This window comes from Acinetobacter sp. YH12235 (assembly GCF_013417705.1).
In the GTDB taxonomy this organism is placed as follows: domain Bacteria; phylum Pseudomonadota; class Gammaproteobacteria; order Pseudomonadales; family Moraxellaceae; genus Acinetobacter.
The window spans coordinates 149392-162045 of sequence record NZ_VPDL01000001.1; the positions used below are offsets into that span (position 1 = coordinate 149392).

Genomic DNA, 12654 nt, shown 5'->3' on the forward strand with positions numbered 1-12654 from the left:
ATCATGTGAAGTCAAATATTTTTCTAGTTGTGAGTGGCTGACTCATTTAATACGGTTGAGTTGAGTATTTAAATACCAGGATATTCAGAGAAAGAGCAGTTTTAGGCATCAACCTGCATCCTCTGATTTGCTACACTAGTCCAAATTTCTCCCTTATGGAAAGCTGTGTGTTGCCATTCAAACTTTGGGTCGATGCAGATGCATTACCTCGTATTCTGAAAGATGTGATTATCCGTGCCTCCGATCGTTATCAGCTTGAAGTCACTTTTGTGGCTAATCAGCCGGTAGGGATTACACCGTCGATTCGTATCAATTCTATTCAGGTGATGAGCGGGGCAGATGCAGCAGATCAGGAAATTGTTGATCGTATGAAAGAGCATGACATTGTGGTGACGCAGGATATTCCTTTGGCTGCTCAAGTCATCGAGAAGGGCGGTATCGCGATTCACCCGCGTGGCGAAATCTATACAGTGGCTAACGTCAAAGCACGTCTACATTTACGTGATTTTATGGATACCTTGCGGGGGGCTGGTGTACAAACCGGTGGCCCACCGCCGATTTCTGAACGTGATAAACGTGAATTTTCCAGCTCTCTAGATCAAACCATTCAAAAACAGAAACGTAAAACTGCGATTAAATAAAAAACGAGATCAAGTATGCCCCCAAAAAGTAACCTGATGTTGACCTATGCCTTGCTGGTTTTCATCTGGTCCACCACACCACTGGCGATTGTCTGGAGTGTGGAAGATTTGCATCCGATGTGGGCATTGGCGATCCGCTTCTTTTTGGCTTTGCCTCTGGCCTTAGGATTATTGTGGTTATTTAAAACCAGATTACCGCTTGATCGTGTTTCCCTGCATAGTTACTTGGCGGGTGCATGCAGTTTTATCGGCTCGCAAATTTTTACTTACTGGTCTACGGATTATTTAAGTTCCGGCATCATTGCCTTAATGTTCGGCTTGGCACCCCTAATTTCAGGTCTGATTGGGCGTTTTGTCTTTCAGATGCAACTTTCGCTAAATCAATGGCTGGGAATGGGAATCGCTTTAATCGGACTTTCGGTGATCTGTCTAGGTGATGCAGATCAGCATATACAGCCAATTGGAATCGTGATCGCTCTGGTTGGTGTATTAGTTTATTGCGTATCTATGTTCTGGGTGAAGAAAATCAATGCACCAATTGATCCTATGGCACAGGCGGCCGGTTCGATTGGTTTGTCAGTCGTTTTTTCTCTGGGTATGTTGCCATTTATCTGGCAATACGCACCCACTGCTATGCCACATGCCAAGTCCTTATTTGGTCTGGTATATGCGGTAATTATGGCATCACTGATTGCGATGTTCTGTTATTTCAAACTGGTACAGAAGATTAAGCCGACGACTCTATCTTTAACCACCGTTCTGACACCGATGCTGGCCTTGCTGGTAGGTGTATTATTGAATAATGAAAAATTGCCGCTCATTGCTTTGGTGGGTGTAGTAATCTTATTGTTTGGCTTAGTGGTTTATTTCGCTAAAGAAATTAAGGCGAGCTATAAAGCCCGCCTTTAATAAAAAGATAGATACCAGTCTTAAGCAAAGCTGGCTTTCACACATTCGCCCAGTTTGACGCGATCCTGAGGATGCAGGGTAATGAAATAAGCACCCGTACGATATTTCCCGTTTTCTTCTGCACGACTGTAGGCCACCTGAGCGGTTGCCGCGATGTGGAAGAAGTTTTCCGGGTGACTTAAAGTCACATGCAGATAGGTTCCTTCACTAATCGGCTGATCACTAAAGAAGCTAAAACCAGTCTCTGAAAAGTTCACATGTTCCGGTACAGGTAACATGCTTTGTACAATTGCGTCATACAAAGAACCGGTAATAAGGTTTAATTTTTGGTTGAATAAGGATAAGATTCGAGCAATTTGTTGATCTTTTTCAGATAATTGTTCTAATTCGTAGTTAACAGCATGATCAAATTGATCTAGCTCTGCAAGTAGTAGAAAATAGCGGGGCAATACGAAATTAGCATCGTAAGGATCATTCAAGGCAACATCATCGGAAATAATCTGATAATTGATTCGTAAAGCAGCATCGATTCGAGACAGGACTCGTCTTTCAGTGAATCCGTTTGGATGCTGTACATTTTCCATAATTTATTACCTCGGACTAGATGGTTATGTTCAAACCAATCTCGCTGTATATAGGGTTGAAATATACTCGCGCACGGCGTAGTAACCACTTCATTTCTTTTATCGCATTGGTCTCAATGATCGGTCTCACGCTCGGTGTAGCAGTCCTCATTACAGTTTTGTCTGTCATGAATGGTTTTGACCGAGAGTTGAAAAATCGCGTCTTGGGGATGGTTCCTCAAGCCACTGTTTCTTCGACGCAAATTCTAACAAATTGGCCTGAACTTGCAAAGCAGATTGAGCGGCATGAACACGTTCAAGGTGTGGCTCCTTTTACCCAGTTACAGGGGATGCTCACGGCTCAAGGGCAAGTTGCCGGAATTATGGTCAGCGGAATTGAACCAAAGTATGAGAAGAAAGTTTCGATCATCCAGAACCATATGGTCGAGGGTAGTATTGATAACCTGAAAAAAGGTGAATTTGGGATTGTTTTAGGCAAACAGATGGCAGATGCCATGGGCGTAGGCTTGAACGATAATATTACCTTGGTTCTACCTGAAGCGACGCCTTCACCAGCGGGTGTTGTGCCACGTTTTAAACGCTTTAAAGTGGTTGGGATCTTCAGCATTGGTGCAGAAGTTGATTCGATGATGGGTTATATTGCCTTGAACGATGCTTCAACCTTGTTACGTCTGCCAGATGGTGCACAAGGCGTACGTATGAAGCTGGATGACATTTTCGCAGCGCCTCAGGTTTCTCAGGAAATTGTGCGTGATTTACCGGGTAACTTCTATGCCTCTGACTGGACTTATACCCACGGTAATCTGTTCAGCGCAATTCAGATGGAAAAAGCAATGGTCAGCTTATTATTATTCCTGATTGTCCTGGTCGCAGCATTTAATATCGTGTCTTCACTGGTAATGGTGGTCACAGATAAAAAATCCGACATCGCAATTTTACGTACTTTGGGTGCTTCACCTGCCACGATTACCCGAATCTTTATGGTTCAAGGTACTGTGATCGGCGTAATCGGAACTTGTGCGGGTGCCATTCTCGGGATTATTGCCGCCACCAGTATTAGTAGTTTTATTGGCTGGTTAAACAATTCACTTGGCCTGAATATGTTTGATGCTTACTTCATCAACTATTTACCTTCTTATCTGCGCTGGCAGGATGTGGTCGTGATTGTAGTTCTGTCACTTGCCTTAAGTTTCCTAGCCACTATTTATCCAGCATTCCGTGCTGCTAAAATTCAACCGGCGGAGGCATTGCGTTATGAGTAATCTGGTTCTGGATGCCCAAAATATCGAGAAATCTTTTACAGATGGAAAATCTACGGTTGATGTGATCAAAGGGATTTCATTGCAGGTAAAGGCCGGGGAATTTGTTTCTATTGTCGGTTCAAGTGGTTCCGGTAAAAGTACCTTGTTGCATATTCTGGGAGGATTGGATCGTCCTTCTGCCGGACAAGTGATGGTCAATGGCCGCCGTTTTGACAATTTATCTGAAGCAGAACGCGGCTATGTCCGTAATGAAAATTTGGGCTTTGTATATCAATTCCACCATTTATTGCCAGAGTTTACTGCACTAGAAAATGTCGCGATGCCTTTAATGCTTCGTAAAAACGTCAAGTTTAAAGAGGCTAAACAGCAGGCAGAATACTTGCTGGAGCGTGTTGGATTAACCCATCGTTTAACCCATCAACCGGGCGAACTTTCAGGGGGCGAGCGTCAGCGTGTAGCACTGGCTCGTGCCGTGGTGACCAAGCCGAAGTTAATGATGGCAGATGAGCCAACAGGTAACTTGGACCGTAAAACAGCCGATAAAATCTTTGAGTTGCTGACTGAATTACGTAGTGAATTCAATATGGCCATGTTAATTGTGACCCATGATGAACAATTGGCACATTCGGCAGACCGGATTCTACATATGCGTGATGGTCTATGGATGAATGACTAATTACAGAAATAATCTTCTTTAATTGAAGCTCACTTCGGTGGGCTTTATTATTGCCTGAAAATAATAATAAAAAAGAAAATCTTCATGTTGCAATGGTTGTGTCTGGGCTGGATTTTAGGCCTTGCCAGTATGGGAAAATCTTTTCTGAATATTGAGTTGAATTCAATCTCAGTGATATTTCTTGCTGTGCTCTTTTATTTCTGTAGTTCCAAGCTCAATACTGTTCTGAAAAAGCCCTTACATAAAGGATTGCTGGTAAGTACCTGTATTCTACTCGGGACATTTTTGGGATATGGTTATGCCAATCAACAGCTCAGCCAACGGCTATTGAATGTCGAGCATGAAGTACTGCAGAAAGACATTATCGTTTATGTCAAACGCTTGAATAAACTCGGTGAACAATCCATCCAGCAGCCTTTGGAAGTATTAAACCTCGATGGACGCACCGTAACCTGGATGGGTTTTCTACCTAAAACCTCATCGAATACTTCACAACTATCAGCGAATCATGAAAATAATGCACTTGAACTGGGGCATTATTACCGGCTGCAAGGGCAGGTACGTCCTAATCACAGTTATGCAACGCCCGGTGCTTTTGATGCTGAAAAATGGGCACTGCAACAGAATATGATGGCAGGTTTCCGGATCAAACAGATAGAGCAACTTGATTCAGCTACTGTTTCTACACTGGGGTATAGTCAGTTTATTCGAGAGCAAAGAGCTTTAACTCAGCAATTTCTACTTTGGGTAGAGAAGAAGCGGCTGCAATTAAGAGAGTTCATAGCACGACAACCTGTACAAAATAAAGGTTTGCTTCTGGCTTTGCTCACCGGAGATGAAAGCCTTTTAAATCCTGCAACTGAACAGCAATTTCGACGTATGGGTATGAGTCACTTACTGGCGATTTCCGGACCACATGTGCTGATCTTTGCCCTGATGGTCTGTACTATGCTTCGGCTACTTGTCGCACGAAGTATGCCTCAGCTTTATCTAAGATGGCCACGCCAGTATTTTCTGGCTTTACCTTTTCTGTTTTGTGTGGTGCTGTACTGTGCCTTTGTGGGTTTTGAAATCCCGGCAATCCGCACTCTGCTGATCTGTATGATTGGTGTCATCCTCATGCTGCTTCGACAAAATCTGCAGGCTTTAAAACTTCTGATTCTGAGCGCCGCCTTACTGTTATTCATTGATCCCTTTAGTATCTTGTCCGCGGCTTTCTGGCTATCCTATGGGGCCTGTTTTGTATTGCTCAGAATTTATCAGACCATTCAACAGCGACCATCCGAGCAAAATCAGACAGCAATACAAAAACTGTATTTTGCAGCTAAAGTGCTAGTGGAATCACAGTGGAAAATCTTTCTCGCTTTATTTCCTTTAATGATGCTGTTTTTTAAGCAGATTGCCTGGATCACACCGTTCAGCAATTTGGTCGCAATTCCCTGGATCGGTCTTTTGATTGTACCGATCGATATTCTGGCAGCAATTCTCTTTTTTATCGCTGAACCGGTCTCAAGCATGCTATTTCAGCTTAATGATCTGTTGCTGAATATCCTGTTGGGCTTCTTAAATCTGCTGGATCACTGGTTTAAACCGCAGTTAATTCCAGTTGCAATGAATCACTGGATGATTGGGCTATGTATTCTGTCTTTGCTGATTTTATTCTTACCACGAGGCGTATTACCAAAATCCTGGATAGCTGTCGCGGCGGTACCAGTTTGTGTTCCTCAATTTAATCATCCGCCATTTCAGCTTTCGGTGCTGGACGTCGGGCAAGGGCAGGCGATATTCTTTCGTTATGGAACTCATAACATGATGATCGATATGGGCGGTTATTATGATGAGGAAAAATTTAGTATTGGGAAGCAGGTAATCATGCCATTTCTGTCGGTACAAGGTGTTTCTCAACTGGAGCAGGTGATTTTAACGCATCTGGATCAGGACCATAGTGGTGCTTATCACAGCATTAAAGACCAGCTCAAGATTAAGAATATCTATGCCAATGAAGTGACCGAAACTGCAGCCTCTTCAAACTTTCAATTATGTTATCAGGGACAGCGGTGGCAATGGCAGAATGATGTGCAGATTAAGGTCATTGCACCAAAACTAGAACAATTAAATACTGCTAATTTCAATAAAAATGACCTGTCTTGTGTAGTGTATTTGCAGCTCAAAGATGTCTGGCCTTATCAGAATTTTCTGCTGATGGGAGATGCAGGTTGGCAGACTGAATATCAGTTACTCAAAGACTACCCCGATTTAAAAGTGGATGTCTTGGTCTTAGGCCATCATGGCAGTCAGCACAGTTCAGCTTATCAATTCTTGCAGCACTATCGTCCTAAACTGGCGATTGCGTCTGCTGGAAAATTTAATCGTTACGGGCATCCAAGTCAGTTGACTCAACAGCGTCTCAAAGAATTGGATATTCCTCTATTGACTACAGCAGAGCATGGCAGCCTGCATTTTCATCAGCAAGGAACTCAAATCATTCTAGAAACTGAAAGAAGTCGCTGGAAATGGTTACAAAAACAAAATCTAACTGACTGATTCTAGAGATGGTTCAACAGCAGCCAGATTAGAAGTTTTTAACTGGTTCACTTTGGACAAAGCTTGGTTATGATCAAGCTTATAAATATTTCCCAGATCTTCGTGAGCTCTAAAGCGTTTATAGCTCCAGTGATAATGTTCAGGATGACGCTGAATCAGGTTTTCAATCGTGTTGATGATGATGCCTGTACCTTGATTAGCATTTCCCTGATAAATTTTTTCATCTATGGCCTCGATATGAATATCAAAGCCAGCATCCTCATTACGCAGGGCATAAAGGAACAGGGCACGAGCTTTAGTTTTCTGGATCAGCTTGGCACTCAGATTGCTGGTAGCTAGAGGAACACCAAAGTAAGGAATATATTCACCGCCAACGTTGGGTGTATGATCCGGCAGAATGACAGTGGTGCCACCTTGCTTCAAGGCTTTGAAAATCTGTCGTACACCAGACTCATCTGTCGGCACCAGATTGGCCTGTTCGCGACTACGAGCTGCACGTACAAACTGATCCGCTGCCTGATTTTTTACAGGCTTATACATGATGGTCATTGAAGTGAATTGCGCAACATAGGCATTCATGATTTCCCAAGTGCCAAAGTGCGGCACAATTAGTACCAGACCTTTATTTTGTGCCAAGGCATCATGCAGTAAATCTTCGCCTATAACCTTATGCACTCTCTCAATATTTTTCTGATTACTCGAACCCCAAATACTGAAAAATTCGAAATAAGACATCAGTTCATTGCGAATCGCGGCACGGGTAATCCGTTCTCTTTCCTGTGTCGACAGTTCAGACAAACTGATCTCAAGGTTCAGGCGAATTACATCAGAAGTTTTAGAAACTTTAAAAATATTAACGATTAAGGCAAGAATACGCGCAATCCATCGGGAAACTGAAAGCGGTTGGCGGCTAATATATTTGAGTAAACCGTAAGCTGAATTCTTTGAGCTGCGTTCAGTCATTGAGTTGTAATATTGATAAAATAAAAAAGAATAGCACTTATTATAGGCGAAAACGGTTTCTTTAGACAGAATTACCCTTTTCGGTGTATATAATGGGTTCAATATAAATTAATTTATTGGATTATTTATGTCCGATTGGCCACCAAAACCTGAAAATCAAATACAAAATACGCAACAACCAGTTAAACCGACTGGCCCAGAATGGAAACTGCTGGAAAAAGCAGTTTTAGCTTCAGTAGAAGAGCAACGACGGGCACGTCGCTGGGGGATCTTCTTTAAATTTCTAACCTTTGCTTATCTGCTGGTTGTCATTCTTGCGCTGGGTAAAGGCTGTAGCATGAGTGCTTCTGATCCAAGTGCAGGCGCAGGTGCACACATTGCTGTGGTTGATATTATTGGCACGATTGCCGCAGACAAGCAAAGCGTAAATAGTAGCAATACCATCAAATCACTCAAAAAAGCCTTTGAAAACAAGCAAAGTAAGGCTGTTGTTTTAAATATTAATTCACCGGGTGGTTCACCAGTCCAGTCAGATGAAATCTGGCAGGAAATCCAGTATCTGAAAAAACAGCATCCTGAGAAAAAACTCTATGCCGTGATTGGTGATACCGGAGCTTCTGGTGCTTACTATATTGCATCCGCTGCAGATGAAATCATTGTCAATCCATCGAGTCTGGTCGGTTCAATTGGTGTGATCATGCCGAACTATGGTGTGAATAACCTGCTGCAAAAACTTGGAGTTGAAGACCGCACCATGACTTCAGGTGAAAATAAAGCTTTGCTGTCCATGACACAGCCGGTTGATCCTGTGCAAAAAGCGCATGTACAAGGTGTGCTGGATAATGTGCATGGTCACTTTATTAATGCTGTAAAGCAGGGACGTGGAGCTAAATTAAAATCGACTGATCCTGCTATTTTCTCAGGTCTATTCTGGACCGGTGAACAGGCGGTGAAATTGGGTATTGCAGACCGTATTGGCAGTTTAAATACTTTGAAGCGTGAACTAAAAACTGAAAAAGCACTGAACTACACTATTGAATATAGTCCATTTGAGTCAGTACTGGGTCGTATGGGTTCATCGATTGGTGAAGGAATTGCAACTTCAGTGGCACAGAAACTTCAGTCAGAAAATAAAACGACCTTACAATGAAACCATTGATTCATTTTGCGCACGCCAATGGCGTGCCATCTAAAGTCTATCAAAAGCTGTTTGAAGGACTACAAGATGATTACGATATTATCTATGTGCCGTTATTAGGGCCTGATAAGCGTTATCCGATTGATAATCACTGGAAAAGTCTGACTCAGCAGGTGATTGACAGTATTGTGCGCCAATCTCATGGACGTCCGGTAATTGGTTTGGGGCATTCATTAGGTTCAGTCCTGAGTTTTCAGGCCTCCTTACAGCGTCCGGAACTTTTTTCGCAAATGATTATGCTTGATCCGCCGATGATCATGGGCAAAGAAGCCTTTGCGTTGCATATTGCAAAAACTTTTCGCTTAAAAGCACTGGACCAGATGTCACCTGCAGGTTTGTCGAAACGCCGTCGTGATCATTGGGAGTCTCGGGAACAGGCAGCTGAACTGTTACGTCCAAAAGGCTTTTATCAGGATTTTGATGCAGATTGCTTCCAGGCTTATATTGACTATGCTTTAAAGGATGATCCGGTTCGAGGTGGAGTTGAACTCACTATTCCTAAAATGGATGAAGTGAATATCTTTAGAACCAATCCATCGCTATGGTGGTTACCTCAGGCAAAACCAAAAGTACCAGTACATCTGGTGGTTGCCAAGAAAGGTCCATTTTTGGCGCGCAGATTTCCGCAGCAAGTGCAAAAGAAATTTGGCATTCCATTTACAGTAGTAGATGGTGGGCATATGTTCCCATTAGAGCAGCCTGAGCAAGTAGCGAGTCTGGTCAAACAACTGATTCAGCAACTGTCTGCTTAAAGTTCACCTCATCTAAAGAAATAAAAAAACGCATCCGAGGATGCGTTTTTTATATTTGGACTTTTAGAATTTGCAGAATTGAACAGGTTCTTGCATTTTTGCATTACGATACAACACACCTTGTTCAGTATGTTGAATTGTCCCATTACAGATCCATTCTACCACTTGTGGGTAAATCAGATGTTCCAGTACATGTACCCGCTGAGCTAAAGTGTGAGCCGTATCTTGATGCGATACTTTTAACACACCCTGTGCTAAGGCTTGGCCGGCATCCAGTTCAGGAGTGACATAATGCACTGTACAACCATGCAGAACATCACCAGTATTCAGGACACGCTGATGGGTATGCATGCCTTTGTAATGTGGCAAAAGAGAAGGGTGAATATTCAGCATTTTCCCTTCCCAGGCTTTCACAAATTTTTCACTTAAAATTCGCATAAAGCCCGCAAGTACCACTAGATCAACATCCCAGTCCAGAAGCTGCTGATGCATGACATCATCAAAAGCTTCCCGGCTTGGATACTGCTTATGTTCAATGACTGCGGTCGGAATTCCTGCTTTATGAGCGCGCTCTAAAGCAAATGCTTCAGGCTTGTTGGAAAGCACTCCGACAATTTCCCCTGACAGATTGGCATCTATCAGGGCTTGCAGGTTCGATCCACTGCCTGAAACAAGTACAGCAATTTTAATCATGCGAATTACGCGAAGATCACACGGATTTTTTCGTCAGCGCCTTCTACAGACTCGGCATTATCTGCAATATGACCCATGGTCCATGCTTTCTCACCCAAACCGTTGAGTAACTCTACAGTTTTGTCTGCTTCGGCTGCATCAACAACAAGAACCATACCTACGCCACAGTTAAAGGTACGATACATTTCAAACTGTTCTACACCGCCTTCGCGTTGAAGGAGTTTGAACAGCTCAGGCCATTCCCAAGAAGATTCATTTACGACTGCTTGAGCACCGTTTGGTAATACGCGAGGCAGGTTGCCTGGCAAACCGCCACCCGTGATGTGTGCCATCGCATGTACATCAACCTGTTTTAGCAGTTCAAGAATAGATTTCACATAAATGCGTGTTGGTTCCATTGCAACATCAGCAAGTGGACGACCATCAACGATTTGATTCAGGTCAACATTTTTAACTTCAAGAATTTTACGAAGCAACGAATAACCGTTTGAGTGTGCACCAGAAGATGCAACACCAATAAGTACATCACCCGCTTTTACTTTAGAGCCATCAATAATTTTGCTTTGCTCAACTACACCGACACAGAAGCCTGCAAGATCGTAATCTTCACCTTCGTACATGCCTGGCATTTCAGCAGTTTCACCACCAACCAGTGCACAGCCTGCAAGTTCACAGCCAGCACCGATTCCTGTTACGACATTTGCAGCCACGTCCACATTTAGGTGACCAGTCGCATAATAGTCCAAGAAGAAGAGTGGTTCAGCACCACAAACGAGAAGGTCGTTCACACACATTGCAACCAGATCTTGACCAATGGTGTCATGACGGTTCAAATTCAGTGCCAGACGTAATTTTGTACCAACACCATCTGTGCCTGATACGAGAACAGGTTCTTCATAACCTTTAGGGATTTTACAAAGGGCGCCGAAACCGCCTAATCCGCCCATTACTTCAGGACGTTTAGTACGCTTAGCGACGGACTTGATTCGGTCGACTAACGCGTCGCCCGCTTCAATATCGACACCTGCATCTTTGTAGCTTAAACCAGTGTTTGGGGTAGAAGTTGAGTTGCTCATAATGAAGTCTCCGCATTCGCGCGGGGGATTATAACCTGAATATGCAAAACTCTTATGGTATTTATGCCCTAAAATGCTATCTTTATTAAAATATTTTACTTTTTATAACGATTAATAGAGAGAAGGCGAAACTTTATGGTAGATCGCACATTGCGTCGCGTGTTTATCCTAGCTGGGATAGCTTTGTTGTTGTGGATTCTATATTTACTAAAACCCGTTGTAATTCCATTTGTTGCAGCGTTTTTAATGGCTTATCTGTTCAGCCCGCTGGTAGATAAACTGCACGATATCGGTCTGCCGCGTTGGCTCTCTATTAGTATCGTTTTTACTGGAATCGGGATCGTTATGATCCTGGCGATCTGGTATCTGGTGCCGTTGATCTGGCAGCAGCTGATTTATGCGCGTGACAATATACCTGCGGTCATTGGCTGGATTAATTCAACCTTTTTGCCATGGTTGTCGAATACCTTCAATGTCGTTGAAATGGAAATTGATACCACACAGATTTCTGATGTGGTCATGGACTATGTGCAAACCAATTATAGTGCTGACAGTATTCAGGCCTTCCTGCTACGCCTTGCACAATCTGGAATTAACTTCTTGCAGATTGGCGGTACGATTGTCCTGATTCCAATTATTGCATTCTATTTCCTGCTGGATTGGGATCGTATGCTGGAAAGCTTGCGTCGCCTGATTCCACGCCCTTATGAAGAAAGCACCTTAAGAATTGTAGGTGAATGCCACAGTGTGCTGGGCGCCTTTGTCAAAGGACAGTTTCTGGTGATGATTCTGCTGGGAATTGTTTATGCAGTGGGCTTACAACTGATTGGTCTTGAAGTCGGTTTGATTATCGGTATGGTGGCAGGCCTGGCCAGTATTATTCCTTATCTGGGCTTTGCTGTCGGTATTATTGCGGCTGTGATTGCAACTTTCCTGCAGTTTGGGATTGACTGGTGGCAACTGGTTCTGGTTGGTGTGGTCTTTATGGTCGGTCAGGCGGTAGAAGGTTATGTACTGCAACCATTCCTGCTTGGCGATAAAATTGGCTTATCACCAGTAGCAGTTGTATTTGCGGTACTGGCGGGTGCTCAACTGGCGGGTTTCATGGGAATGCTGATTGCATTGCCGGTTGCAGCCGTCATTGTGGTTCTATTGCGACATGCACGTGAATATTACGAACATACACACTTTTATGGAAATCAGGCTGTCATTATGAATGATCCGGCTACAGGTTCCATAAGCGTAGAAACTTCAGACTTAGATGTTGATATTGAAATGAAAAAGTCAGAAGCAAAACCACTGCAAGAGGGAGAGAAATCAAGTAAGATGGATGTACCTCTTCATAAAGACTCATAA

12 protein-coding genes are annotated in these 12654 nt (G+C 43.3%); 8 read left to right on the forward strand and 4 right to left on the reverse strand.

All coding sequences use genetic code 11. The features are described from left to right. The first annotated feature begins 155 nt into the window (after positions 1 to 155). Positions 156 to 641, forward strand: a complete 486-nt coding sequence (locus tag FTV13_RS00750) for a YaiI/YqxD family protein (RefSeq protein ID WP_159124052.1) — start codon at positions 156 to 158, stop codon at positions 639 to 641. 15 nt (positions 642 to 656) lie between these two features. Continuing rightward, entirely contained in the window at positions 657 to 1550 is an 894-nt protein-coding gene (locus FTV13_RS00755; RefSeq protein WP_159124051.1) for a DMT family transporter, read from the forward strand. Positions 1551 to 1570: 20 nt separating this feature from the next. Here the strand turns inward: FTV13_RS00755 and FTV13_RS00760 are convergent, their stop codons facing one another. Further along, a complete protein-coding gene (locus FTV13_RS00760) occupies positions 1571 to 2134 on the reverse strand; it encodes a PilZ domain-containing protein (RefSeq protein ID WP_159124050.1) in 564 nt (187 codons plus the stop codon). Positions 2135 to 2160: 26 nt separating this feature from the next. Here FTV13_RS00760 and FTV13_RS00765 point away from each other — a divergent pair, with 26 nt between their 5' ends. From FTV13_RS00765 to FTV13_RS00775, 3 genes are all read left to right on the forward strand, one after another. Beyond that, complete coding sequence (locus FTV13_RS00765; RefSeq protein ID WP_179992665.1) at positions 2161 to 3396, forward strand: lipoprotein-releasing ABC transporter permease subunit; 1236 nt, start codon at positions 2161 to 2163, stop codon at positions 3394 to 3396. Continuing rightward, positions 3389 to 4072 carry a lipoprotein-releasing ABC transporter ATP-binding protein LolD gene (gene lolD / locus FTV13_RS00770; protein WP_159124049.1) on the forward strand — a complete coding sequence of 228 codons (684 nt, stop codon included), beginning with the start codon at positions 3389 to 3391 and terminating at the stop codon, positions 4070 to 4072. The genes FTV13_RS00765 and lolD overlap by 8 nt, the downstream gene beginning before the upstream one ends. An 84-nt stretch (positions 4073 to 4156) precedes the next feature. Next, the gene (locus tag FTV13_RS00775; protein WP_159124048.1) at positions 4157 to 6616 is read left to right on the forward strand and encodes a DNA internalization-related competence protein ComEC/Rec2; all 2460 of its coding nucleotides are present in this window, start codon (positions 4157 to 4159) and stop codon (positions 6614 to 6616) included. On the opposite strand, the gene FTV13_RS00780 is transcribed toward FTV13_RS00775, so the two are convergent. Further along, a complete protein-coding gene (locus FTV13_RS00780; protein ID WP_179992666.1) occupies positions 6605 to 7579 on the reverse strand; it encodes a lysophospholipid acyltransferase family protein in 975 nt (324 codons plus the stop codon). The genes FTV13_RS00775 and FTV13_RS00780 overlap by 12 nt on opposite strands. A gap of 127 nt (positions 7580 to 7706) precedes the next feature. On the opposite strand from FTV13_RS00780, the gene sppA reads away from it, so the two are divergent. Beyond that, complete coding sequence (gene sppA / locus FTV13_RS00785; protein ID WP_180010670.1) at positions 7707 to 8729, forward strand: signal peptide peptidase SppA; 1023 nt, start codon at positions 7707 to 7709, stop codon at positions 8727 to 8729. Further along, entirely contained in the window at positions 8726 to 9529 is an 804-nt protein-coding gene (locus FTV13_RS00790; RefSeq protein ID WP_179992668.1) for an alpha/beta fold hydrolase, read from the forward strand. The genes sppA and FTV13_RS00790 overlap by 4 nt, the downstream gene beginning before the upstream one ends. 63 nt (positions 9530 to 9592) lie before the next feature. Here FTV13_RS00790 and purN read toward each other — a convergent pair whose 3' ends face one another. Then, entirely contained in the window at positions 9593 to 10222 is a 630-nt protein-coding gene (gene purN / locus FTV13_RS00795) for a phosphoribosylglycinamide formyltransferase (RefSeq protein WP_179992669.1), read from the reverse strand. Positions 10223 to 10227: 5 nt separating this feature from the next. After that, the gene (purM, locus tag FTV13_RS00800) at positions 10228 to 11298 is read right to left on the reverse strand and encodes a phosphoribosylformylglycinamidine cyclo-ligase (protein WP_159124044.1); all 1071 of its coding nucleotides are present in this window, start codon (positions 11296 to 11298) and stop codon (positions 10228 to 10230) included. 135 nt (positions 11299 to 11433) lie between these two features. Between purM and cxpE the strand changes: the two genes are divergently transcribed. Continuing rightward, complete coding sequence (cxpE, locus tag FTV13_RS00805) at positions 11434 to 12654, forward strand: chloramphenicol efflux transporter CxpE (RefSeq protein ID WP_180010672.1); 1221 nt, start codon at positions 11434 to 11436, stop codon at positions 12652 to 12654.